Source organism: Chryseobacterium sp. II3a (assembly GCF_057815135.1).
The window spans coordinates 37,795-62,917 of record NZ_JBYPZJ010000013.1 but is presented as its reverse complement, the minus strand read 5'-3'; the positions used below and the strand labels follow the sequence as shown (position 1 = coordinate 62,917).

27 protein-coding genes are annotated in these 25,123 nt (G+C 37.6%); 18 read left to right on the top strand and 9 right to left on the bottom strand.

Annotated elements, in window-relative coordinates:
* Nucleotides 1-27 precede the first annotated feature (27 nt).
* Nucleotides 28-3,312: a TonB-dependent receptor gene (locus AC3HD6_RS21970; protein ID WP_488898261.1), complete on the bottom strand. Its 3,285-nt coding sequence runs from the start codon at nucleotides 3,310-3,312 to the stop codon at nucleotides 28-30.
* A 56-nt stretch (nucleotides 3,313-3,368) separates the two neighbouring features.
* Nucleotides 3,369-4,313, bottom strand: coding sequence for a FecR family protein (locus AC3HD6_RS21965; protein ID WP_488898260.1), 945 nt, complete (start codon nucleotides 4,311-4,313; stop codon nucleotides 3,369-3,371).
* A gap of 242 nt (nucleotides 4,314-4,555) precedes the next feature.
* On the opposite strand from AC3HD6_RS21965, the gene AC3HD6_RS21960 reads away from it, so the two are divergent.
* Nucleotides 4,556-5,182, top strand: a complete 627-nt coding sequence (locus AC3HD6_RS21960) for an RNA polymerase sigma factor (RefSeq protein ID WP_068942863.1) — start codon at nucleotides 4,556-4,558, stop codon at nucleotides 5,180-5,182.
* Nucleotides 5,183-5,253: 71 nt separating this feature from the next.
* On the opposite strand, the gene hxpB is transcribed toward AC3HD6_RS21960, so the two are convergent.
* On the bottom strand, nucleotides 5,254-5,895 hold the full coding sequence (hxpB, locus tag AC3HD6_RS21955) for a hexitol phosphatase HxpB (RefSeq protein WP_488898259.1): 642 nt from the start codon (nucleotides 5,893-5,895) through the stop codon (nucleotides 5,254-5,256).
* 33 nt (nucleotides 5,896-5,928) lie between these two features.
* A complete protein-coding gene (locus AC3HD6_RS21950) occupies nucleotides 5,929-6,549 on the bottom strand; it encodes a helix-turn-helix transcriptional regulator (RefSeq protein ID WP_488898258.1) in 621 nt (206 codons plus the stop codon).
* A gap of 192 nt (nucleotides 6,550-6,741) precedes the next feature.
* Between AC3HD6_RS21950 and AC3HD6_RS21945 the strand changes: the two genes are divergently transcribed.
* The 6 genes from AC3HD6_RS21945 to AC3HD6_RS21920 all read left to right on the top strand — a co-directional run bounded on the left by AC3HD6_RS21945 (nucleotide 6,742) and on the right by AC3HD6_RS21920 (nucleotide 10,334).
* Entirely contained in the window at nucleotides 6,742-7,368 is a 627-nt protein-coding gene (locus AC3HD6_RS21945) for a superoxide dismutase (protein WP_488898257.1), read from the top strand.
* 22 nt (nucleotides 7,369-7,390) lie between these two features.
* A complete protein-coding gene (locus tag AC3HD6_RS21940) occupies nucleotides 7,391-7,891 on the top strand; it encodes a DUF2480 family protein (RefSeq protein WP_488898256.1) in 501 nt (166 codons plus the stop codon).
* Between the two features lie 6 nt (nucleotides 7,892-7,897).
* Nucleotides 7,898-8,467, top strand: a complete 570-nt coding sequence (locus tag AC3HD6_RS21935; protein WP_488898255.1) for an NADPH-dependent FMN reductase — start codon at nucleotides 7,898-7,900, stop codon at nucleotides 8,465-8,467.
* Nucleotide 8,468: 1 nt separating this feature from the next.
* The gene (locus AC3HD6_RS21930; protein ID WP_488898254.1) at nucleotides 8,469-9,521 is read left to right on the top strand and encodes an NAD(P)/FAD-dependent oxidoreductase; all 1,053 of its coding nucleotides are present in this window, start codon (nucleotides 8,469-8,471) and stop codon (nucleotides 9,519-9,521) included.
* 5 nt (nucleotides 9,522-9,526) lie between these two features.
* Complete coding sequence (locus AC3HD6_RS21925) at nucleotides 9,527-9,850, top strand: 2Fe-2S iron-sulfur cluster-binding protein (protein WP_488898253.1); 324 nt, start codon at nucleotides 9,527-9,529, stop codon at nucleotides 9,848-9,850.
* 133 nt (nucleotides 9,851-9,983) lie between these two features.
* Entirely contained in the window at nucleotides 9,984-10,334 is a 351-nt protein-coding gene (locus AC3HD6_RS21920) for a 4Fe-4S dicluster domain-containing protein (protein ID WP_488898252.1), read from the top strand.
* A gap of 93 nt (nucleotides 10,335-10,427) precedes the next feature.
* Here the strand turns inward: AC3HD6_RS21920 and AC3HD6_RS21915 are convergent, their stop codons facing one another.
* The 3 genes from AC3HD6_RS21915 to AC3HD6_RS21905 all read right to left on the bottom strand — a co-directional run bounded on the left by AC3HD6_RS21915 (nucleotide 10,428) and on the right by AC3HD6_RS21905 (nucleotide 13,297).
* Nucleotides 10,428-11,363: a ketopantoate reductase family protein gene (locus AC3HD6_RS21915; protein WP_488898251.1), complete on the bottom strand. Its 936-nt coding sequence runs from the start codon at nucleotides 11,361-11,363 to the stop codon at nucleotides 10,428-10,430.
* A gap of 354 nt (nucleotides 11,364-11,717) precedes the next feature.
* Nucleotides 11,718-12,296 (bottom strand): Crp/Fnr family transcriptional regulator, encoded by a 579-nt coding sequence (locus AC3HD6_RS21910; RefSeq protein ID WP_488898250.1) that lies wholly within the window; start codon nucleotides 12,294-12,296, stop codon nucleotides 11,718-11,720.
* Nucleotides 12,297-12,502: 206 nt separating this feature from the next.
* Nucleotides 12,503-13,297: a class I SAM-dependent methyltransferase gene (locus tag AC3HD6_RS21905; protein WP_488898249.1), complete on the bottom strand. Its 795-nt coding sequence runs from the start codon at nucleotides 13,295-13,297 to the stop codon at nucleotides 12,503-12,505.
* A 285-nt stretch (nucleotides 13,298-13,582) separates the two neighbouring features.
* Between AC3HD6_RS21905 and AC3HD6_RS21900 the strand changes: the two genes are divergently transcribed.
* On the top strand, nucleotides 13,583-14,140 hold the full coding sequence (locus AC3HD6_RS21900; protein ID WP_488898248.1) for a GNAT family N-acetyltransferase: 558 nt from the start codon (nucleotides 13,583-13,585) through the stop codon (nucleotides 14,138-14,140).
* Nucleotides 14,141-14,405: 265 nt separating this feature from the next.
* Here AC3HD6_RS21900 and AC3HD6_RS21895 read toward each other — a convergent pair whose 3' ends face one another.
* Both AC3HD6_RS21895 and AC3HD6_RS21890 read right to left on the bottom strand, forming a co-directional pair.
* Nucleotides 14,406-15,353: an NADP-dependent oxidoreductase gene (locus AC3HD6_RS21895; protein ID WP_488898247.1), complete on the bottom strand. Its 948-nt coding sequence runs from the start codon at nucleotides 15,351-15,353 to the stop codon at nucleotides 14,406-14,408.
* A 160-nt stretch (nucleotides 15,354-15,513) separates the two neighbouring features.
* The gene (locus tag AC3HD6_RS21890; protein WP_488898246.1) at nucleotides 15,514-16,062 is read right to left on the bottom strand and encodes a hypothetical protein; all 549 of its coding nucleotides are present in this window, start codon (nucleotides 16,060-16,062) and stop codon (nucleotides 15,514-15,516) included.
* Between the two features lie 300 nt (nucleotides 16,063-16,362).
* Between AC3HD6_RS21890 and AC3HD6_RS21885 the strand changes: the two genes are divergently transcribed.
* The 10 genes from AC3HD6_RS21885 (at nucleotide 16,363) to AC3HD6_RS21840 (ending at nucleotide 25,121) form a co-directional block, all read left to right on the top strand.
* On the top strand, nucleotides 16,363-16,725 hold the full coding sequence (locus AC3HD6_RS21885; RefSeq protein ID WP_488898245.1) for a hypothetical protein: 363 nt from the start codon (nucleotides 16,363-16,365) through the stop codon (nucleotides 16,723-16,725).
* Nucleotides 16,726-16,845: 120 nt separating this feature from the next.
* A complete protein-coding gene (locus AC3HD6_RS21880) occupies nucleotides 16,846-17,199 on the top strand; it encodes a hydrogenase maturation nickel metallochaperone HypA/HybF (protein WP_488898244.1) in 354 nt (117 codons plus the stop codon).
* Nucleotide 17,200: 1 nt separating this feature from the next.
* The gene (hypB, locus tag AC3HD6_RS21875) at nucleotides 17,201-17,914 is read left to right on the top strand and encodes a hydrogenase nickel incorporation protein HypB (protein WP_488898243.1); all 714 of its coding nucleotides are present in this window, start codon (nucleotides 17,201-17,203) and stop codon (nucleotides 17,912-17,914) included.
* A gap of 1 nt (nucleotide 17,915) precedes the next feature.
* Nucleotides 17,916-18,392, top strand: coding sequence for an urease accessory protein UreE (locus tag AC3HD6_RS21870; RefSeq protein ID WP_488898242.1), 477 nt, complete (start codon nucleotides 17,916-17,918; stop codon nucleotides 18,390-18,392).
* The gene (locus tag AC3HD6_RS21865; protein ID WP_488898241.1) at nucleotides 18,382-19,395 is read left to right on the top strand and encodes an ABC transporter substrate-binding protein; all 1,014 of its coding nucleotides are present in this window, start codon (nucleotides 18,382-18,384) and stop codon (nucleotides 19,393-19,395) included. The genes AC3HD6_RS21870 and AC3HD6_RS21865 overlap by 11 nt, the downstream gene beginning before the upstream one ends.
* Nucleotides 19,395-20,405 (top strand): FecCD family ABC transporter permease, encoded by a 1,011-nt coding sequence (locus AC3HD6_RS21860; RefSeq protein ID WP_488898240.1) that lies wholly within the window; start codon nucleotides 19,395-19,397, stop codon nucleotides 20,403-20,405. The genes AC3HD6_RS21865 and AC3HD6_RS21860 overlap by 1 nt, the downstream gene beginning before the upstream one ends.
* Nucleotides 20,402-21,172, top strand: coding sequence for an ABC transporter ATP-binding protein (locus AC3HD6_RS21855; protein ID WP_488898239.1), 771 nt, complete (start codon nucleotides 20,402-20,404; stop codon nucleotides 21,170-21,172). Before AC3HD6_RS21860 ends, AC3HD6_RS21855 begins: the two co-directional genes overlap by 4 nt.
* 5 nt (nucleotides 21,173-21,177) lie before the next feature.
* Nucleotides 21,178-21,699 carry a GNAT family N-acetyltransferase gene (locus tag AC3HD6_RS21850; protein ID WP_488898238.1) on the top strand — a complete coding sequence of 174 codons (522 nt, stop codon included), beginning with the start codon at nucleotides 21,178-21,180 and terminating at the stop codon, nucleotides 21,697-21,699.
* Nucleotides 21,700-21,725: 26 nt separating this feature from the next.
* Nucleotides 21,726-24,161 carry a TonB-dependent siderophore receptor gene (locus AC3HD6_RS21845; RefSeq protein ID WP_488898237.1) on the top strand — a complete coding sequence of 812 codons (2,436 nt, stop codon included), beginning with the start codon at nucleotides 21,726-21,728 and terminating at the stop codon, nucleotides 24,159-24,161.
* Between the two features lie 204 nt (nucleotides 24,162-24,365).
* Nucleotides 24,366-25,121 carry a helix-turn-helix domain-containing protein gene (locus AC3HD6_RS21840; protein ID WP_488898236.1) on the top strand — a complete coding sequence of 252 codons (756 nt, stop codon included), beginning with the start codon at nucleotides 24,366-24,368 and terminating at the stop codon, nucleotides 25,119-25,121.
* The last annotated feature ends 2 nt before the right edge of the window (nucleotides 25,122-25,123 follow it).

Sequence of the window (25,123 nt, the reverse complement as noted above, 5' to 3'; positions counted from 1 at the left end):
AGTTTTTTTGATGAGTTCAATACGTCATTAAAATGTATAATTGACACTTAGTCCGAATATTCTTCCGCTGTAAGCACGGAATAAAATTTTATCGATATCTTTATCGTACTTATTGGTAGCACCTGGTACTAGTTCCTGTAATTCCCGGGCAGTTTTATTTCCTGTATTGTCAGTATGTCCTAAATAAGAATTAAAATTGTTGTAATATTCCTTTACCCTGTTGAAGATATTCCTTACATTCAATTTCACTTCCAGATTCCTGTTTCTTAAGAGTTTGTATGAGATCTGCGCATCTGCCACAGCATAAGGACGCTGAATTTCTTCTGCATTGTAAGAATATCCTACCGTCATATACTGATCTCCTTTTGCATTGTATAAGAAGTTGAATCCAAATCGTTCTCCATCATACATCAGCCCAATATTATAGGCATAAGGAGTTTGTCCGTAAAGAGGTCTGTCTACTTCATAGGTTTCACTGTTCTCTCCTGTGTTATACTGATCTTTAAAAGCAATTACTTTTGTTGTATTGTAGGTGAAATTCCCACTGATAAACAATTTTTTTAATAATGATCCTTCAGCAATAAATCCTAGGTTTTTACGCACTTCCACTTCTACTCCTTTCAGCTTGGCATTTTTTGAATTTCCATTGTACAGCGATAAATTCCCATCATTTGAAAGACGCCCTTCACGCTCAATAGGTCTGTCAATATCCTTGTAATACAATCCGGCAGAGAATATTTCTCCCAAGCCCGGAAACCACTCAAATTTAAAATCGTAGTTATTCACTGTAGAAGATACCATCTGTGTATTGAAAATCTGCCCGTTGGCTATCGGGTCAAAATAAGGTAATCCGGTTCTCTCATTAAACTGAGGACGAATCACCGTCTTGTTATAGGCCAATCTCAGGTTTATTTTATTGGTTGGACTATAGGTAAAATTGGCGGAAGGCATCCATTTCCATCGTTGATCGTCTACGCCTGTTTTCGTGAAGTTATTAGAATCATTTTTAGACTCAATTTGCTGAGAAATAAGATCATATTGAAAATACTCGGCACGCAGTCCCCAAACTAACCTGAATTTATTGTTCCAACGGTTATCAAACATTATATATGCTGCATGCTGTTCAACTTCACCTTCATATTTACCATCATCCATGTACAATGCCCGGGTCTCCCATCCAATTCCTCCTGGTGCATAATGAGAGCCATCAAACCAGTCAGCAAGAGATCCATACATTTCCATAAATTTCGGATTCGGAACATTCCTGTTTCCATCTACTCTTAATAAAAATTTCTGCTGTTGATTGGTGTTCGTTTTTGAGGCTCCGGCATATCCTACTTTAATATCATTTTTAAAATTTCCTCTGTCCAGGCTCCATTTAAAAGAAGCTCCATAATTATAATCTGTTTCTTTGCTGGCAATATACCCTCGTGCAAAATCACTTGCAGAATTATTGGCTACGTGATAATTCATGATTTCACGTCCTACAAACTTGTATAAAGTCCTGTGCTGGGTATAATCCTTAGTATCTGATGAAACTCCCGTTCTGGCAGCGAACCAGTTGATTTCTATATTTCCGAACTTATGATTTCCTTCCAGTTTATTCTGTAAAAACATCTGATAAACAGGGTAAACCGTATTTTCCGTAAAAGGCTTATCTAAAGACGGTATTTTTGACGGATCATTATTAGGTATTATTCCATGATAAAAATAATTATAGGCAATTTCTGCATTAGCTGGAGAGCCGCTTCCACTGGTATTTTCATCCCAGCCTGTAATTCTTGTCAGTGTATTATCGTAGATATGGGTATATGAATTACGGAATGAAATTCTGTTCTTTCCCAGCTGCAATCCAAAATTTAGCATTCCTGCCACTGTTGAATTATAATTATAGGATGCTCCCGTATTTTTAAAATTATAAAAAGGCATTCTTCCGTTGGCATCAAAAGCAAAATCTGTAGTGTCCAGCCAGTTTCCTCTTCCTGTATGGTCTATATCCAGCTTATTTTGTTCATTTCTGATAATAAATGCTCCGGCAAAACCCCATTTATTATTATTTTGAAGAGCGTAAGTTCTTCCTAATGCCAGCTGAAAATTAGACCCCATATCTCCTCTGGTCTTATACGTTGTGAAATTATCATTCTTAAACTGGCTTGACTGCTCAAAAAACATAGGATTGTTCCAGTTCATTGCTTTAAGACCCTGAGGAAAATCTCTTGTTCCGTCATCGTATCCGAAATAATCATACTTTCCTCTTTTGCGGGTCAGAAATTCTTTGAAAGCCGACTGATCGTTATAAGAAGTTCCCATACTTACTGTGGTAAAGTTTTCATTCGGAATATCTTTAGTTCTTACCTCCACAAAACCTCCTGCAAAATTGGCATTCATATCCGGTGTTGCAGATTTACTTACTACCACACTTTCTACCATTGCTGTAGGAATAATATCAAAAGAGAAATTCTGATTGTAGGCCTCAGTACTTGGCAGATTGATTCCATCCATAGCGGCTGTATTCCATCGCTCTCCCATTGATCTTACCACTACATATTTGTTATCTATCGTAGTGATTCCGGTTACTCTCTTCAGGGTTCCCCCTACATCATTATCGGGAGTTTTTGCAATCTGCTCAGCTGAAATTCCGTCACTCATTTGAGCAGCTTTCTTCTGCTGGGCCAGCAACCCTGCCTGAGTATCTGCTTTACGGGTGGCTGTAACCACCACTTCTTTGATATCTGTAATTTTATCAGAAACCCGGTTCAATGCAAAGGAAACTGTATTTGTTTCTTTATTAAGGATTGATAATTTTTCTACCCGAAGTGTATTGTATTTAGGTGCTTTTACCGTCATATTATAAAGTCCCGAAGGCAGATCTACAGAGAAATCTCCATTATTGTCCGTTACAGTTGATTTTCCTGCAATATTTACTTCTGCACCCACCACAGGATTTCCCACTTCATCCACTATTTTTCCTGAGATACGCCCGTTTCCCGGCATCGCATTAGAGTTTTCATATTTTATTGAAATAAGATCCCCATGCAAACGGAATACTACAGGAAGACCATTGGTAATGTCTTTCAGACAATTATTGATAGAGGAATTTTCACATTTTACTCCTTTTACCTTCAGCTCTTTAATATCATATTTTGAATAAGCCAGCCTCATGCCTGTTTTTCCTGCAAATTCTTCCAAAACTTCAATTAATGGTCTGCTTGCAGGAACAGAAAATGAAACTTTCTGAACCAATTCCTGTGCTTCTGCTGCAACAGTAAAAAATAGGGCTGCTATGGTAAAACCACATTTCAAACTTTTCATACGTAAGTGTTCTCTTTTGATTAAGATTATCTGGTTATTTAATTTTTTGATGATGTTTATTTCAGGAGATAGACATTATCTTTCTTCTGAACTTCAAACCCCAGAATAAAGGCCAGGGCTTCAATATTTTCACTCACAGTTCCTCCCGTAAAATCGGCTGTAATTTTTTTATCTTCAAATTCTTTCGGATAATGAATTTTGGTACTGTAATTACCTTCCAACACAGTAATAACTTCTTTTAAAGGAACATCGTTAAAGCTTAAAGACAATAAGGTGGGATGTTGTTTCCCCAACACTTTGTCAGGAGCAAATGAAATAATAGCAGTGGTACGGGCAACTCCCAGATTCGTCCATTTCTGATTAGGCTTCAGATAAGAAACAGGAACTCCAGCAGAAGATACAGCCACCTTTCCTTCATAAAGATCTACTGCTTTTTTCTTCCCGGACTGAGAAACCTTAAATACCGTTCCCAATACTTTCGTGCTGAAACCGTCTGCATGAACAATGAAAGGATGGGTTTTCGATTTTGCTACTGAGAAGATAGCATCTCCTTTTAAATCCACCACTCTGGTAGCTGCAGGAAATGATTTTTCCACCGTAAGCTCTGCCCCCGGTAATAAAGTCACTACAGATCCGTCTTCAAGATGAATAATTCGGTTTTCTGATACCGCAAGATATACATCCGGCTTAATGAATGTATGATAAGTGAAGAATCCGCTCAATGTCAAAAGTAAAATAATGACCGCCGCAATTTTATAGATGTTCTTTTGAAAACGATTTCTATAGCCTATTTTTTCATAAGGAGCAAAATAATACTCCAAACCGGCCAAGACTCTTTTTTTAGATTCCTGCATATGGGTTTCATCCAGGTCTTTCTCTGCATGAGACCTCCATGTATTTAAAAGTTCATCTTCCTTTTCAGAGATCTTTTCTCTTGAAATTTCACGGGTCCAAAGCCTGAAAACAAAGGCGTCTATATTTTTATAATTAAAACGTTTCATACAATATTTCATAGTATTCACAGATACTTCTATCAATAAGACTATGAAAATGAGAAACTTCCCCAGCCTGTTTTTAACGTTCTGTTCACACTAATTCAAAAACCCGGATGTTTTTCAACCTATTTCACATTTACTAAACATTAAATTCACAATCAAGGGATAATCTCCATAAATATTTAACTTTTCCATAATTAAAGTTCACAAAAAGTTCATTTTCCTTTAGGTAATTTTGTTGCAGTAATATGAACCTAACAGACTCTACTTTATTAAAGAAAATAAAATCAGGCGACCGCCCTGCATTTATGCTGTTGTATGACCGGTATTGGGATAACCTGTATCGTTTCGTTTTTGTACGGACAAAGGATAAAGAAGTTTCTGAAGAACTGCTTCAGAATTTATGGATCAAGATCCTTGAGAATACAGACATGATACAAACAGATGAATCAGAAAGTGCGAAAGGTTATCTGCTCCGCCATCTGCATTATCGTATCCTGGATTATTACAATAGTTTTAAAAAAGCCCCTCCTACACTAAGTATTGATGAATTTGATATTCCAGTGGAAATAGACATTTCAGATTCTGAGTATTTTGAAATGCTTGAAGAAAATGAAATAAGTGTTTTATTATCCATGATCGATGAGGTTGTTTCACAACTTCCTTCAACGGAACAGCAGGTGTATGATATGAGAATCCGAAGAAATATGTCTGTGAATGAGACGGCAGAAGCTCTAGGTATAAGTAACAAGACTGTAAGCAACAAGCTCAGTAAAGCTTTGGGAGAGATCCGCGAGCAGCTCAATCCGGATTATCAATCTTCTAAAAAATTAATCTCCATTTTGATGTTGATGGAGCTCCTCACAAAATACTGATTCTAGCCCAGAAGAAGCTGAAGTAAATACTGTTTTAATGAATGATAGTGACCACAAAAACATTCAACAAATTAAAACACGGGCAATTGAGCAGAGGTAAAATTCTGGATTTTAAAATCAGCATGTTCAAAATCTATAGCTTCATCATTATTGGTAAAAACAATGGTCTTCATACCGGCCGCTTTGGCCGCTTTCAACCCGGAATGGCTGTCTTCAATCGCTATGCAGTATTCAGGTGATATTCCCAGCTGCTGAGCTGAACTAAGATAAACTGCAGGATGAGGTTTTCCTTGCTCTTCAAATTCGGAAGAGTGTACGGTATCAAAAAAATCTCTCACCTGAAGTTTTTCAAGGACAGCATCGGCAACGCGCAACGGGGCATTGGTAGCCAATCCTATTTTATAATTTTTGCTCTTAAGGGCTTTAATAAACTCCTGTACACCGGACATGGTGCAATTTTCAGTCTGAATCAGCTCGATGACTTTAGAGACAACTTCCTGCTCTACAGAAGATACATTAAGATTTTCCCAGGGAAATTTTCCATACCAGAATTCTGTAACCTCTTTTGTCGTCATATATTTCGTCTGTGCAGCCAGTTCATCCGTCACTAGAGCACCATAAGATGAAAATACTTCACGTTCTGCTTTTGCCCAGAAACCTTCAGAGTCTACAAGAACCCCATCCATATCAAAAATTACTGCCTTAAAAGTCATATTTAGAAATAAATTTAGATCATGAAAAATAAATTACTGACTTATTTTATACACACATCGCTGCCCGCCTGAAATAATATGGTCTACCCTTTCCACTGTATATTCATTCCCAATCAATGATTGGAAATTGGTAAGTTCGGCTCTGCAAAATCCCTGACATTCTGTAGCCGCAGCACAGATCGGGCAATGGTTTTCAATCAGGAAATATTCTTTTCCTTCTTTTTTCCATTCTGCCATATATCCTTCTTTGCTTCGGGCTTCAGCCAGTACTTCCAATCTCTGTTCTAGATTTTTAGTCTTGGAAAGAGCCTTTTCATAGCGTTCATAGGTATTCTTTTCACGATCTGTAATTAATAGATCCAGAGCATTCTCTCCCAGAAGATTCTTTACAGATTTCAAAAGCTGAACCGTCACCTCTGCATGAGTGTCCGGAAACTGAGCCAACCCTTTATCCGTAAGAGTATAGTAGGTAGATGGACGTCCTACACCTTCACTTTTCATTGTTGGTTCAATCAATCCGGCCTCTGCAAGATTCAGCAAATGCTTTCTCGCTCCCTCTTTAGTGATGGATAGTTCTTTGGCAATCAGAAGTGAAGTAGCTTCTCCCCTCATTTTTAAAAACATCAGAATACGATCTGCTGCCGGTTTCTTCATTTGACAATATTTAGGTTGTTTTATTTTTCAACAACAAAGATAGTCATTTTCTATAATCTTCAAATTAAAAAGACAAAACACTACAAAACAGTATTTTAGAAAATAAAATCACGAAATCTATAAAACAACCAAAAAGTTGTTTTATTCAAATATATTATTACCTTTGTCACACATTATTAAAAAATAAATGCAATGAAACCATTTACACTACCTCAATTATCTTATGCTTATGATGCTCTGGAGCCATTTATCGATAAAAATACAATGACCATTCATCACCAGAAGCACCACCAGGCTTATGTAGATAATCTGAATGCAGCTTTGGAACAGACCAATGAAACCAACCCGGATCTTGATTCTTTATTACAAAGAATCAGCGAATACAGTCCAGCGGTAAGAAATAATGGCGGTGGCCACTTCAATCATTCTTTATTCTGGGAAATTCTTTCTCCACAACCTAAATTAAATCCGGAAGGAAAACTGAATGAAGCCATCATCTCCACTCTTGGAAGCCTTGAAGATCTTAAGGCAGAAATGAAGAAGGCAGGGCTTGGACAATTCGGATCCGGATGGGTTTGGTTGTATGTAAAATTCAACGGATCTATTGCTGTAAGCGCTACTCCAAACCAAGATAATCCTATGATGGATATTCTTCCGGTGAACAGAGGCTTCCCAATTCTTGGAATTGATGTTTGGGAACATGCTTATTATCTTGCTTATCAGAACAAAAGAGCAGATTATCTGGATTCATTCTGGTCGGTATTGGATTGGGCATCAGTGGAGAAAAAATATGATGAAGCGCTTTTAAAAATAAGATAGGAACATACAAATATTGCTAACAATGGATACTCAGACTTTCGTGAATAAAGCAACAGCTTCCGGCATTATTGCTTTTGACTTTTTAGACTATAAACCCACTACTGAAATTGTGGAATTAGATATCAAGGATCACCTTTTTATGGGAATGATAGTCAAAGAAAAAGAATTTAAAGAGTCAATTGCAGCAGTAGATTATTCTGTGTATAAAAATAAAGCGGTTGGGATTATTTGTTCAACAGATGCTATTATTCCGCCTTGGGCCTATATGTTCCTCATGGAAAAACTATCTCCTTATGCTGCTTATGTAGATTTAAACAGTGCTGAAACCGTCCTGCTCGATCTTTGGAAACGCCGTCTCATCTACGCAGACTTAAAATGTTTTAAAGATCAGAAAGTGGTGGTCAGAGCCAATACCTCTCATGATCCAGCCCTTTATTTATTAGCTACTGAGCTTTTAAAACCATTAGTCAAAACTTTAATGTATGGAGAAATAGGATTACCCAAAGTAATTTTCAAAAAATAAAACAAAATGAAAGCAATCATATTCAACGGATCTCTGGAAAGAAGAACAGAATCCACTTCCGGATTGATCTCTGCTTATATCTCGCAGCAGCTGGAAGCAATGGGGATCCGAACTAATATTTTTACGCTCGCAGACTCCGGAATACCTTTATTTGATGTCACACTCAACAAAACTCCTCTGGCTGTAGAAAGAATGACTCAAATGTTTCAGGATGCCGATCTTCATTTCTGGCTGGCTCCCCTTTATCATGGAAGTATTCCGGGAGTGATGAAAAACTGCCTTGACTGGCTGGAAGTGACAGCCAATACTTATGAGCCTTATCTTACCGACAAAACCATAGGATTGATATGCTGGGCAGATGGGCTACAGGCAATGCAGGGAATCAATGCGATGGACGCTATTGCCAAATCATTACGGGCATGGCCGCTTCCCTTCAGTGTTCCGATTCTCAGAACGTCTTTGTTTGACAGTGAAAATCCAAAGCAGATTTCAGCATTTTATTCCGGCAAACTTGATAAGCTTATCACCATAGCAGCCACAAAGAAAATAGAAAAAACAATCATAAATCAATCATAGTATGATAGAGACAGATATACTGATTATTGGAGCCGGCCCTGCAGGGTTATTTACAGTTTTTGAAGCCGGCCTTCTCAAAATGCGATGTCATATTATTGATGCATTGCCACAGATGGGAGGCCAGTTATCAGAATTATATCCTAAAAAACCCATCTTTGATATTCCAGGATTCCCAAGTGTATTGGCTGGGGATCTGATTGATAATCTTTATGAACAGATTAAACAGTTTGAACCTGGATTTACGCTCAATGAAACCGCTGTACATCTTCTAAAACTAGAAGAAAACCTGTTTGAAGTGATTACAGATAAAGGGACTAAACATAGAGCTAAGGCAGTCGTGATTGCCGGTGGACTTGGAAGTTTTGAACCTAAAAAACCACCTATTGAAGATATTTCCTTGTATGAAGACCGCGGAGTTAATTATTTCATCAAACGACCGGAGGATTATGCAGGAAAACGTATAGTGATTGCCGGCGGTGGAGATTCTGCCCTGGATTGGACTATCCATCTTGCAGAAATAGCATCATCAATAACCTTAATCCACAGACGAAATGAATTCAGAGGTGCTCTGGATTCTGTGGAAAAAGTGAAGAAATTAAAGCATGCAGGAAAAATCAATCTGATTACTCCGGCAGAGGTTATTGGAGTAAAAGGAGAAGATTCGCTGGAGGAAATTGTAGTGGAAAAAGAAGGAGCTATTCAAACTATTGAAACGGATTATTTCATCCCTTTATTCGGATTGGTTCCTAAGCTCGGTCCTTTAGCCGACTGGGGATTGGAACTTGAAAAAAATGCGATTAAAGTAGATAATAGTACGGATTTCCAGACCAATATTGGCGGAGTTTATGCTGTGGGAGATATCAATACCTATCCTTTTAAAATGAAGCTTATTTTATGTGGATTCCATGAAGCGGCCATTGCCTGCCAAAGCATATACCAGCGGCTGAATCCTAATAAAAAATTTGTTTTGAAATATACTACAGTAAGCGGTATCGAAGGTTTCGATGGCACCAAAAAACAGGCAGAAAAACAGGTAGTAGCAACGATTGACTAATAACCATGAAAGAAGAAATAACAATCACAGTAACAGATCAGACCGGTATTCAGCATACCTTGATCTGCCCGCTGGAGATGGGACTTACTTTAAAAGATATCTGTAAGGCCTATGAATTACCGATGGAAGCTCTATGTGGCGGAATGGCCATGTGTGCGACCTGTCACTGCTATATTCTGAACGGAGCGGCATCATTGTCTGAAAAAAATGATGTGGAAGATGCCCTTCTTTCAGAACTCTTCACCACCAAAGAAACCAGCAGATTAGCATGTCAAATCTATCTGACCGCTCAAATGGACGGACTCTCAGTAGAAATTGCAGCAAATTAACAGGTTCAAAATACAAGTTTGCACAGTTTATGATATAATAAATTGTTAGAACTGTTTTAATTAAGTTTAGTAGGGATTTCTAAAACAGTATGTTGAAGAAATCCCTTTTTACAATATTTCAAAAATAAAAAATATGGCTATTAAAATAACAGATGATTGCATCAATTGCGGAGCCTGTGAGCCTGAATGCCCTAATTCAGCCATTTATGAGGGAGCTATCGACTGGCGTTGGCAGGATAAAACCAAACTCTCAGGGCATATCACTTTCCCAGATGGAACCGAAGCCGATGCAGGTGCCTACAATCAGGCCGTTTCGGATGAGGTCTATTATATTGTATCCGGAAAATGTACAGAATGTAAAGGTTTTCATGAAGAACCTCAATGTAAGGCAGTATGTCCGGTAGACTGCTGTATTGATGATCCGGATCACCGGGAAACAGAGGAAGTCCTATTAGACCGGCAGCATTTTATGCACGGAGCTTGATTCTAAACCATGAATTACTGTAGCTATTCTGTATTTCTAAATTAAATTAACCACATAGATTTCTATGTGGTTACTATTTTTTATTCTGCTTACCTATTTTGCTTTGATCTCATTATAGATCTTCTGAGTAAAAGGGGTATCAAGATGAACATCTATTCCATATTTTAAAACTGCTCCGGCAAACAACTCCAATTCATTATCTTTTTTCCCGGAATGAATATCCAACTGTAAAGATGTTGGCGTTTCAAAAGGAAATGTAGACGCTTTTTCAAAGGTTTCTTCTATAATACCTTCAGAGAGGTAAATTTCTTTTTGATCTGCAATCTGTTTGATTTCCCTCATAATTTCCGATGCCTCATGCTTCTGCTCTTCATCAGTACAAACGGTTCCTATGGATGAATTATGTTTAGCGGTTACCAATCCAAAACTTGCAATGAAAATAAATTTAGTCCAGATATCTGTTAAAGAATTGTCTTTAAAATCAAAATCAATGTTGCTTTCCTGAAGCAGATCTGTTACCCATGTAACATCAGTTGAAAAATGCTCAGGATCTCTTCCTACAATCATTTTTCCTGCTTTTCCTTTATGCTCTACCGTTCCTCTTTCTTTAATATGGGAAGCTACATAAATACAGGTTGGCAGAATAGTATGATCCGGAATTATTTTCCGGATTCTGTCATAGATATCTGCTCCATTCATCATCGGAAGCAGTATTGTATCTTTAGTAATAACTTCTTTAAGTTGTCTGCAAACATTCTCCAGATCATATTCTTTTACACAAATCAGCACCAGATCAGGATTCTTGATATCACTGATATTCTGCTCAATGGCATTGGGATGAGTACGCTCATTGGGATGTTCCGGAGAAAGCAAAACTAATCCGTTTTCTTTGACTTTCTGGTAAGTTTCTCCTCTCGCAACAAAGGAAACTTTATATTTCCCGGATGTTTCATTTACCTGATTGATTTTAAAACCAAAATATCCGCCTACACCACCTAATCCTACAATGACAATATGTTTTTTGTTCATGAAATTATTTTTAGCAAAGATGAATGACAAATTTTAATTGATCACTTGACAAATGAAAAGAAATAATAATTGGAAAGACAATATTGGAAGAGGGAGGCTGGAAGCTTGAAGTTATGGAGGTCCCAAAATGAATTTTTAATCTATTTCTACGGATTGCCTTTTTATATGAATGAGTTTGTTGGAAATCGCGAAGACGCAAGAGGATATAAAAAAATGAGATTATTTAAGGCGCGAGGATTTTATCTGCGATAAAATTGTGCAGTGCAGATTTGATAAATACTTCATTAAATAAAAAATCATCATGAATAATGCGTCTGCAATAACTCCCAGCCTCCAACTTCCTGCTTCCTGTTTTTATTTACGAATATCTCTTCGGATTCTGCTCAGCGAACTGTCTTTAATTCCCAAGTACGAAGCAATCACCTTTAGTGGAACATGTTGAAAAATGTCCGGGTCTTTCTTCATCAGGTTGAAATACCGGGTGGAAGCTTTCTGGCTTGCCATTTCGATCAGCCTGTCGTGAATATTATGGTAATTCAGAACAAAAAGCAGCCGGCTGAACTCCCGGAATTCAGGAATATTATGAAAGTTATACTGAACATTTTCCAAACCGGTTTCCCAGAATGTACAGTCTGTTACTGCCTGATAGATTTCTTTGGTAGGCTGCTGCCTGAAAAAGGATAAAAAATCATTTACAAAACAAGGGGCAGCATAGATATTGGTGGTAATTTCCTCATTGTCTTCATTTAACAGATAAGAACGAACATACCCTTTTTCAAGAAAATAGGTTTTAGTACTGATGGTATTCTGATCCAACAGGACAGCATTGGCTTTTAACTCAAACTGATTGAATTTTTCTGTGATCTTCTCAACCACCTCATCTTGAATACTGAACAGGGAATGGAAATAATTATTGATCGATGATTTATCCATTGGAAATTACAATACTATCTATTTTGGCGTCTAAAATAGGGATAATTCTGTGAATTTTGAGGAAATATACATCGAAGATCTGTTGAAGAACCACCCCGTCAAAAATTTTTTGAATTTTCGCCCCCCTCAAGAGGAGGGGAATGATGACGTTTTCAATTGTAATATCAGTAATATATTAGAATTATAACCCCCTTATAATAAAGCTCTTACTTCAGCTTAACAGCCTTTGTCGCCATAAAAGTTGGCAGGAATTGATCAATTAAAAACCTTGGATGAGGCTGCATCTCTTCTGTAAAATCTTCAATCATAAAACCAGCCTTCATTTGCCCGCCAATCAAATCAGAAAGGGTATGTCCAAAAACCAGCGCTTCCTGATTCTCTATTTTTCTAGCAATCTCTTCCTGATTTAGGTCTCTGATATCTGCATAAGGCAAAGTATATTTGGGTCTTATAATCCCATCTGCGATATTCTGCGGATTACGGTCTGCTACAAAAACAACCGGATTGAAAAAGCTGGCCAATAAAGAACCACCTTTTTTCAAAACTCTGTAAACTTCTTTCCAAACAGGATTTACATCTTCCACATAATGATTGGATATGGGATGAAAAACAATATCGAAAGATTCATCTTCAAAAACACTGAGATCTCTCATATCTCCCTGAACTGTTTTCAACGATAATCCGTCACGCTCTGCAACCCGCTCATCCTGCTTCAACTGCTCTTCTGAGATATCAAAAACTACAACATCGGCTCCCACTGCGGCCAGTACCGGAGCCTGCTGCCCACCTGCAGATGCCAGACATAGGATTTTCTTTCCTTTTACATCTCCCAGCCATTCCTTAGATAAAGGTTTTGGAGTGAGATGTACCTCCCACTTTCCTTCTTTTGCTTTATTGATCAGCTCTGCACTTACAGCCTGAGACCATTCGTTCTGTTCTAATGCCTGTTTGTTCCAGGCTGACTCATTATGATGTAAAAAGTCAATTTTTTCTTCTTGCATAGTATTATCTTTTTCATTGGCATTATAAAAACATTTACATGCGTTACAGTATTCAAATATAGAGACTTTACAGCCTGTCCATGATGAAAAGGCTGTCTATTTTCTCGAAAAAGACTGCCAAACAATTATATGTTGACTGTATTTGATTGTTTTATTACAGAAAAGGCCTTTAAATATTTAGCTTAAAACTCTATTTCAAAATGTATTTTCGTTTCTTATTCAAGGTTGAAAATGTTTTCTAATCCCTAATTTATTTACCTTTATATCGATCAAAAAAGATTATTTATGAATGACCTTATATTGAAATCTCAACGTTTAACCTTACGTACATTCAAAGTAAGTGATGTTTCAAATGTTCATCATATGCTCTTACAACCTGAAAGTACATTATTTAATCCCAGTTCTTACTCTGATGATAAAAAGGAAACTCAAAAGTTGGTCAATACCTGGAGGTCAGAAGCAGAAAGCGGGCAAAGCCGCAAAAAGTTTACGTTTTTAATAGAAACCACTACTGACTGTACCTTTGTAGGCATTATCGCCATTGATCTTATTAAACTTCATTACAAAAATGCTGAAACATGGTATAAGCTTAGCCCTGAAATATGGGGAAAAGGCTATGCAACAGAAGCGCTTGAAAGAATCATCCGGTTTGGTTTTGAAGATTTGAAGCTTCATAGAATTGAAGCAGGCTGTGCCGTAGATAATACTGCTTCTTACAAAGTCATGGAAAAATGTGGAATGATAAGGGAAGCCCATCGCAGAAAGTTACTTCCCTTAAAAAGCGGATGGAGTGATAATTATGAATATGCTATTCTTGAAGAAGACTATTTTACAAAATTATAGACTAATAAGTAGTTTTTCCTTACCCTTCCAAATTTTGTAGAATCATTTTCAAAACATTGTCTTATAGATTCTTGAATTTGTAGTTTTTTTACACGCAAAGATTTATCTTCTTATCGAATACTTTTAGGAAGCAAAGAAAGAATCAACTCTGTTGATTTGATGAAGCGAACGTTATCCATCTGCTTCATCAAATCGATTGAGAATCGATAAATCTCTCAGCTTCCTTAAAAATAAAATACATTTTAAATAAAACTTTGCGCTAACTCTATAATTCAACCACTACCTTCCCTATGGTACGCCCTGTTTCAATCTGTTCATGAGCTTTTGCTATTTCATTGAAAGCAAATACATGAGAAATATGAGGTTTTATAATTCCTTTTTCAAACAGGGAAGCAATTTTCTGCATATCTCTGCCACTGGAATATACAGACATAAAATAGCAAGCATGCAGATTCTTTTCACGAGCCTGCTTTTCATCCTCCTGAGTATGTCCGGACGGTAAGGCTACAATCGTCCCGAAAGGTTTTAAAACCTGAACAGATTTTTGAAAATTTTCACCACCAATAGCTTCCAGAACAAAATCAATATCATGAAGAGTCTCTTCAAAACGGGTGGTTTTATAATCAATATGTTGATCTGCACCCAATGCCAATACAAAATCTCGATTAGAAGCTGAAGAAGTAGCAATAACATAAGCTCCGATATGTTTGGCAATTTGTACAGCAAAATGACCTACTCCTCCAGCAGCGGCATGAATAAGCACTTGATCTGTTGGTCTGAGTTTACCATAACTGTCAAAAGCCTGCCAGGCAGTCAATGCAGCCAAAGTACTGGCGGCAGCCTCATTGTGAGTGATATTGTTGGGTTTAAAAACCAAATGTTCTGCCGGAGCAGCTACATATTCAGCATAAGCTTTCCCATATCCGGCAAAATTAATCATCCCGAAGACCTCATCTCCTACATGAAATGAAGTTACTTCACTTCCTGTTTCAACAATAATCCCGGAAATATCCCAACCTAAAATCAGTGGGTTATATTCTGCTAAACTTTCTGCCAATGGAGCTTTTCGGCTGCGCACTTTAACATCTACAGGATTGATACTGATGGCTTTCACCTTAACCAGTACTTCATTGTTTTTGATATTCGGTTTTTCAATCTCTCTTTCAACAAGATGTTCTATTCCACCAAATCCTTCCAATACAATTGCTTTCATAATTTTCATATTCTATCAACAAAAATAGACTGATTTAAAGCATTAAAACAGGTATATTTCGGCCACATTTGGGTATATTTTAAATGCCACGAATGAACGAATTCCTTTTTCATTTGTGCATTCGTGGCATCATAAAGCTAGAGTCTGTAATTAAAATCCTTTATATCGATGGAGATGGTGAATACTCAGATTGATTAAATACTCTTCCCGTCTTTACTTCTTTGATCTTGATAATTTTATTCCCTTTTTTTATGACATCAAAGGTTATTTTTTCCTTTTTAGGATCTTTTTTATCAGAAATTGTCATTTTATTGCCTTTCAGTTCAACGGTATCATAGTCATCATATTTTACGGTATACCCAAGAAGAACCACACGATCATCTCCTTTATCCGGTTTTTTATACTGGATAGTCTCGAGTGGATAATGAGAAATAATACGTACAGCGTACATTCCACTAAAATCATAAATCCTTTCTACAAGGTCATCCGGAGTAAAAGTAGTTAATGTTTCAGGTTCATTTTTCCATCTGAATGCTGTATTACCATCTATTTCAGGAGTAAAGCTCTCTGGCTTTTTGGGAGCGGGCGGAGCATATTCTACTTTTTTAGGCGGCGGCGGAGCACCTTCCTTACTTTTCTTTTTCTGAGCTGATACAGCCACAGAGACTAACATCAATAAAATAATAATCGGGTATCGGGATATGGTCATTTTGTGATTTTTTTAAATTTAAACCAGTACCTTGTAGAAGTACTCTTCTCAAAATTACTTTTTTTATTCAAATTGGAAAAGTCATTTTTTTTAACATTCTTATAAAGTACTACAGTCTAAATCAACTCTCCAAAACAACAATTAACATTCTAAAAAACAAATAAATACACAAAAGACAGCATTTATAAATCATGAAACAAGCAAAATTCCAAGATACCCATTTCGTCCTGTTTTTGAACATTTTTAAAAGGTTTTTGGTAAGAATACAGGCTCTGAAATGATGTAAATTTGCTATACCCAATGAAGAAGTCTCTTTACATATCAATTACTTTCACGCTTGTCCTGTTTTTTACATTACTACTGGGATTTGCCAGCCACAAGAAAAGTAATATTTCTGTTCACTCTTCACCAGATCAAATCAGTTTTAAAATATCAAACTCTGTTCAGCAGCATGACCTTCTGTTCATAGCCTCTATTGCTGAAAATGACTTGGATGTTGATAAAACCTTTTTTGATCTGCCCTTTATCCTTTTTGAAAAAGAAATGTTTTCATGGGGATCTACTATAAGTACTAATGCAGTAATGAATTCTGAAACAGAGTTTGTACATCATTATCATCTTCCCAAATATCTTTTATTCCATAATTTAAAGATCAGAATATAAACTTCACGTTTTAACTCCTTATTTGTAAACCTATATCAACATTAGGCTTTACATCTATTTTTCTCATTAAGGTTATCCGAAAAATTCAGGTAATCCCTCTCATCTATAAAAATATAAGCTATGCATGAATTGAGTATAGTGAAGGATATCTTTGACACTTTGGAAGAGCATTACGATGCTAAAGTAGAAGATATTCAACAGGTCCAGGTAACAGCAGGATTGCTTTCCAATGTTCAGCCTGTTCTGATTCAAAATGCGTTTGACGCCTTCATTACCGACCACCCGCTCTATCAGGAAATGGAACTTGAAGTGTTCGTCAATGACATTATTGCCCATTGTGACGAGTGTGGCAAAGACTTTCAGGTCAGGTATCACAAATTTGTCTGTGAAGACTGTGGAACTCCTTCCTCCAATATCGTTCAGGGAAATGAACTCTTTATTTCAAAAGTAATTTTTAAACAAAAAGACCATTAATATGTCAACAGCTAATCCAAAAAGTTTAGGAAACCGCGTAGGATCGGTTCAATGTGATAATACCACGCTTCATTTATTAAAAGCAAATGATTTTGTAGCCAAAGCTATCAGAGACCGCTTAAAAAATGTATGCGTGATCAACGTGTGTTCTTCTCCGGGATCAGGAAAAACAACATTAATGCAGGAAACCGGAAAAAGACTGGCTCAGGATCTTAATATTTCAATCCTTGTGGGAGACCCGGAAACAGAGCGTGATGCCATCAGAATGCGTGAGGTAGGAATCAATGCCTTACAAATCGTAACCGGCGGAATGTGCCATATTGAAGCTCAGATGATTTTACAGGCTTTAGATCATATCGATTTAGAAGGGGTAGATTTATTATTCATCGAAAATGTAGGAAATCTTCTTTGCCCATCTGCTTTTGACCTTGGGGAAGATTATCGTGTAACCCTTCTGGCTTCTACTGAAGGCGATGATAAACCTAAAAAATATCCCCGCATGTTTTTAACCAGTGAATTGATGCTTGTTTCTAAAGCTGACTTGCTTCCCTACGTTCCATTCTCTGTAGAAGCAGTAACCAAAGATGCTCATGAAGTAAATCCTAATCTTGAAGTAATGACGATCAGCACACTCAACGGTGATGGAATTGACGAATGGTGCAACTGGCTGAAAGAAAAGGTAAAGCTAAAAAAAGAAAGCGCTAAAGAAGCTTAATATGAGTATAGTACAACCAGTCGTAATTGATGAAGTAAAAACAGGGATGCATATCAATGACAGCAATCCCGACATTCTGGAACTCGAATGGTTTGAAAATAAAAAGCAAAAACTAACCCGGACTACCAGATCCGGGCTTGTTTTGGAACTGCGATTAGGAAATAGCAAGGAATGGCAGCAGGGAGACGGTTTATACAGTAATGGACATTTGATAGCCACCATTGACTTCAAAACCTGCCTTACCATAAGCTTCCCCGCAGAAAATGACGCCGAAGCTGCAGACTTCTGCTACTTTATCGGAAATCAGCATCTGCCAATATTTATCACCGCAGCACAACGGTTCACTGTACCTTATGACGGCCGTCTGTATGAGCAACTTTCTTTAAGATATGGTAAACGTATTACGCTAATGGACGCTCAGCTTTTGTCTCATCAATCATTACGTTATCTGGCAAAAAATAGAATCTATGAAAATTAAAAATTTGTTTATTATAAGTGTTTCCGCTCTGCTGCTGGTATTGCAAAGCTGTAATAATTCGAAAAATACAGGTACCAAAGAAACCTCAGCGAATACGGAAGTATACGGAACTGACAGCAGAGGAAAAAAAATTACGCTTCCTCATGAAGCCGTGCGGGTGGTTGTTCTATACAATGCATTGGTGGATGACGTTTATATGCTTCAGGCAGGTGAAAAAATTGTAGGAATTCCGCAACAGATTTATGAAATGGAAGATACTTACAGCTTTCTCTCTAAGCTTGATAACCGAATTAAAAATAAAAGCATTGCCACTCCTACTTTTGGAGGACAGTCCAGTAATGCGGAAAGTATTGTGGGATTAAAGCCTGATCTGGTCCTGACCTTCAATACAGATGAAGATAATATTAACCAACTTGAAAACCTTGGAATTCCGGTATTTACTTTTTCTTCTTTAAATGATGAAAAGATTCTTGACGAATTAAAAAATGTTGGAAAACTGCTTGGAAAACAGAAACGTGCCGAGGAAGTTACAGGATATGTGGCTGAAGAAGTAAAGAAAATGAGAGATTCTCAGGTAAGTTCTCCTAAAAAGATTTACTATGCATGGTCAAAGGGGCGTATTATGTCTACTTCAGGAAAAGGAAGTCTGATTGATATGGCTATAACCCTTTCAGGGGCTCAAAATGCATGCCCTGTTCCGGTAGAAGCACCCAATATCAGTGCAGAAACCATATACAAATGGAATCCTGATCTTATCATTCTCTGGAATTCAAAATTATCGGATGTGTACAGCCTTAAGGAATTGGAAGCCCTTCCTGCCATTAAAAATAAGCAGGTATTTGTAATGTCTCCATCATTTCCATATGATCCGCATACCGTAAAGTTTATGCTATTTGCGAAACAGCTTCGTCATTGGTGTATGCCAGAATATACTCAGGAACAACTTAATCAGGATGTAAGAAAAGCTTTTGAAGTAATGTATGGTAAAAAAGGGCTGATCTAATGATAAAAAACATTCAAACAATTTCCCTGCTTATTCTGCTTCCTATATTCTTAGTGTTTGTTTCACTCATTATAGGTTCCAGCCAAAATATTGGTATAGGCGAATTGTTTCATCATACCGCTTTGGAACTGGGAATTTCCAAAGACGAAGCGGTTCTTCAGGGAAGTCTGCATACGATTTTATGGCAGGTTCGTTTACCAAGAATTGTTCTTACATTTCTCGTAGGCGCTTCCTTGGCCTCTGCCGGAGGAGTTCTGCAGTCTGTTTTCAGAAATCCGATCGTTGATCCATTTACGTTGGGAATTTCTTCAGGTTCTGCATTTGGAGCGGCATTAGCCATGTTATTTCCCATAATGGCGGTCAATATTTCTGCTTTTATCTTTGGCGTTTTGGCAGTAGTTATCACTTATCTTGTTTCGTATGCCGGAGCCAAAACTTCCATTGTCAGTATGGTTCTTGCCGGGATGATCGTATCAGGAGTATTTACAGCTTTCCTTACCGTCTTACAGTACCTGAGTGATCCTTATAAATTACAGGCTATCGTACAATGGACCATGGGAAATCTGCATACTGCTTCCTGGCAGAAAGTTCATACAGCCGTATTTCCGATCCTTATCGGTCTAACAGTGATTGTTATTCTTCGGTGGAAGCTCAATCTTTTAGCCTTAGGAGATCATGAAGCCATGGCGGTCGGGGTTAATCCAACAGTTTTAAAACTAATTCTGATGGCTGTTGCCACCATGATTACAGCTTCATCTGTTGCCGCTGTTGGAGTTATTAGCTTATTTGGATTGATCGTTCCTCATATCAGCAGAATGATTTTTGGACCGAATAATAACATTACTGTTTGGGCGAATATCAGTATCGGAGGTACATTTTTATTATTGATTGATGATTTTTCGCGTATGGTAATGCCTTTTGAAATTCCGATCGGAGTATTTACCATGATTATCGGAGCCCCTATTTTTATTTATTTAATGCGTAAAAACGCCATAAACTGGAACTCATGAACAGTATCATCAGTATAGAGCAGCTTTCTTTTGATTACGGAAAAGATCAGGTGCTGAACAATATCAATACGAAATTTTCAAAAGGAAAGCTTTCTGTCATTCTGGGAAGAAACGGAAGCGGTAAATCGACTTTATTTAAGATCATTGCCGGGCTTGAAAGGAACTACAAAGGAAATGTATGGATTGCCGACAAAGAACGCCGAAAAATAAAAATAGGAACTACCGCACCTGTTCGTGTTGGATTTTTAACCCAATTTCATCAGACCACTTTTCCATTTAAAGTTGTTGATGTGATTTTAACAGGCCGTGCCTCCTTTTCCAGATTCTCCCCCAAACAATCGGATTATCAAACAGTAGAAGCCATTCTTCAAAAGTTTAATTTAACCCACTTACAAGATAAACCTTACACCTCTCTCTCTGGCGGCGAGCGTCAGTTGGTTCTCCTATGCCGGGTATTGGTTCAGCAACCGGATATCCTGATGCTGGATGAGCCGACCAATCATCTGGATCTGCACTATCAGGTGGCTGTATTGGAAGTCATTCGTCAATTAGTGATTGAAGGGACTACAGTTTTATGTGTAATGCATGATCCTAATCTTGCCTTTCTGTTTGGCGATGAATTCTTCGTAATGCGTCATCATGAATTGGTAGCCGTTCAGTCATTGGAAGCAGATGAGCTGAAACAACTTCTTGAAGAAACCTATCAGGTTCCTTTACTTGCTCTGGACAACCAGGGAACTCCAATGTTCGCCCCACAATTAAAATAAAATAGATGAAAAATCTTAAAGAAATAACGATTTCGCTGGTACAGGATTATCAGGTATTTGAAGTCCTTCCTTATGTCATGGAATTCAGACGTCAATTGTATCCGCTGCTGGACCCTTTGATTGTTCCTAAAGACCTTGTCAATTTTGAACAGAATTATTTGCTCTCTCCTACCGGAGCTTTCTTACAGGCCCGGACTGAAGATGGAAAACTGATAGGTGTTATTGGAATGATGCCTTTTGATTACCGTTTTCCTCACCTGGACATTGATCAAAACACAACTGTAGAAGTAGCTAGATTATTCGTTAACCCCGAATACCGGAGAGCAGGAATTGCCACCCTCCTGTTTCAGGAATTGGTAAAAACAGCTCAAAAGAAAAAGATAAAAAGATTATACCTGCATACTCATCCCTTTCTACAAGGAGCGTATGATTATTGGCTTAAACAGAATTTTAAACTTCTGAAGTCATGCTATGAAGGTACCTATCCAACTCTTCATATGGAATTAATGATTCCCACAGAACAATAAATATCCCACCAGCTTAGAAAGATACAATGAAGCATATCACTAAAAAAGTATTGTACATCAATGGTATAATGCTCTTACTTCCCTTTGCCCTATCAGCACAGGAAACCCATCCTATTTTTGGAAAAATCCTGAATCAGGAAGGAAAAATAATTTCTAATGCCACCGTTTCTATCAACCAAGGAAATTCGACAACAACAGGTAAAGACGGAAAATTTCAGTTTGAAACCCAGGTTCAGTATCCGGCTCAGCTAACCATTGATGCCAAAGGTTATTCGGATACCCATATGACACTGGATTCTCTTTCTTATGATGATAAAAACGGAATCACCATTCGGATGGTGGAAAATCAAACGAACCTTCAGGAGGTTTTAATTACAGCCCGCAGAAACAATTCTTATCTTACCAATGCTCTGGAACTTGGAGGAAAATTTTCAGGGAATCTAAAAGATCTACCACAATCAGTTTCTATTGTCAGCAGTGAGTTTATGGAAGATAAGCAGGCCTACACTACACGCGATGTTGTACAAGATCTGGCAGGGGTAACCACAGCTTCTTCTTACGATGATCTTATCATTCGGGGATTTAAAAGCGGCTACGAGACTGGAATCCGTCTTGTGAATGGGCTACGTTCGGGATATAGTTATGGAAATAGCTATTACCATTCACCCTTAACGATCAATCTGGAAAGTGTATCTGTTTTAAAAGGGCCTGGTGCCTCATTATTTGGAGATGTAACCCCCGGCGGAACGATTAATATGGTGACTAAAAAGCCTTTGGATAAACAAAAAGGTTCCATTAATTTCTCAGTTGGCAGCTTCCAGACAGTTCGTACCAGTATTGATTTGACAGGGCCATTGGATAAGGAAAAGAAAATCCTGTATCGTTTGAATGCAGGCTATGAAGACAGCAAAACCTTCCGAAATGTCAATCAGCAGAAAAACTTTATGATTGCCCCGTCTTTTACTTTTAAACCATTTGATGGAACTCAGGTAGACATAGACTTAGTATACGATCAATTCCATGGATATCTTGACCGCGGGATGGGATTGAGAAACAATGATTTTTATGCCCTGGAACGTTCCTTTACTTTAAGTCAGCCATCGGATTTTTATAATACAAAAACGTTATCATTCAGTGCAAGATTAAGCCAGCGCCTTACCCACAATCTATCATTGAACGCCAGCTATATGAAGTCAATTTATCAAGAAGATGTGAATGAACACCGCACTCTGAACAGTTATGCTGACGCACCTACCAATACCATCATGAATATGCGTTTCTTTGATCGTCACGGAAAAGATTATACGGATAACTCTGTAGTGTATTTAAAATGGGATCTTACCGGTCATACAATAGAAAATCATATTGTAGCAGGAGTAGATTATGCCCAATATGAAGGAGACAGCAATAATCAGCAAAGAGAAGCAAGACAGCAAAAAGTAGATGGTAAAATTGTTCCATTAACATTTGACCTTAATAATCCTACCTATACCACTCATGATCTGAGTAATTATGTATGGTTATCTCAAGGAAATTATCCTTTTTTAAGCCCATACAAAACCACCGGAATCTATGTACAGGATCAGATTTCATTTGCAGATAGATTAAAACTTATAGTTGGACTGCGTCATGAGCATTATTATTCTGAAACTGTAAATGGTAAAGACCGCTTTAGTGCGACTCAGAACGCATGGCTGCCTCGTATTGGACTTACCTATCAGATCAATAATCAGATCAATTATTTTGCAAGCTATTCACAGGGATTTGCTCCTGTTGGGGCTAATTTCATCCAAAATTACCAGGATTATGGTGCTGATAAACCTTTCACTGCTGAGCACAGCTTTCAGATTGAAACCGGACTTAAAACCGGATTTTTTAAGAATCAATTGCAAATGGATCTATCTCTTTTCCAGATTGAACGTCAAAATATGCTGATTGCAACAGGTGAAATCAGCACATCAGGATTTCCAGTGTACAGACAATCGGGAGAAGCAGTATCAAAAGGTGTGGAACTGGATATCCGCGGGCAGCTAACCAAAGAGTTTCAGATCATGGGAAATTATACTTTTAACCATACTGAAGTGAAATCTTCTTCCATTGCCTCTGAAGTGGGACAAGCTCTGCCAGGAGCTCCTAAAAACATGGCAAGCATATGGCTAAAATACGTCTTCTCCACCTCAGCCTTAAAAGGGCTTGGCTTTGGTGCGGGAATGTATTATGTAGATACCAGACGTATGGATAACAGCATCGGAAAAGACAGCAATGGTAATGCTCTCTGGGGGCAATGGCCCTCTTATGCCACGGTAAATACTGCAATGTATTACCATATCGGAAAAATGAAAATGGCAGTGAATGTCAACAATATTTTTGATAAATATTATTTCCTTGGCGGGTTCGACTATACACGAGCCTTTCCCGGAGCTCCCAGAAATGTAACGGTTTCTGTGGGATATTCTTTTTAAACTTATTTTTAATCTTGATAGAGCCTGGGCTGTTTGTTTACAGTCCGGGCTTTTTTGTCGGAAAATATTAGGGCCCAAAAGACTGTAAATGGTATATCTTTTTAAGGCGCGAAGATTTTATCTCCAATAAAATTGAATAGCTATTTTATTAATTATTAGTCTATTTTTGTAACTTCAATCTATTAAACAATACACTGTTTTTGTATGGATCATGATTTTCAGTTTCATTTTATTGAGCCAGATCAGAGTATTGCAGATTTTGTAGAAAATCTGGGGACATTTCATAACCGATCAGATGAAGCGAAAGAAGTGGTGATTATTCCGGACGGAAGAATTGATTTATTTTTCATGCAATCATCTTCAGAACCTTTTCAAATCACTCTTATTGGCTTGGAAACCTATCCCGAACAAAGACAAATCCCACCGAAAACTCAGGCTTTTGTAGTGAGCTTTAAACCTATTGCCGTGGAATATATTTTACACACTACCATTGCTGATGTATTAAATACTGCCAAAGAACTTTCTAAAGATCTCTGGAATTTTAAAGCTGATGATTTACAGGATTTTGAACTTTGCTGTACAAAAGCAACAAAAAAAATACAGGAGCTGATTCCCCTAAAAACAGATGCGAGAAAACATAGACTTTTTGAACTCATCTACGCCTCAAAAGGTGCAATGAGTGTGAATGAACTTTCAGAAAAGGTGGGCTGGAGCAGCAGACAGATCAACCGTTATTTCACAAAATATTTGGGATTATCATTAAAGGCCTATTCTACTATTCTGCGTTTCAGAGCCTCTCTGGAACATATTGCACAAGGCCAGTTATTCCCGGAACTTAATTATACTGATCAGAATCATTTCATTAAAGAAGTGAAAAAATTTTCAGGTGTTGCACCCAAAGAATTATCAAAGAATAAAAACGACCGATTTATACTATTATCAGTATTGAAGGGACAGTAATT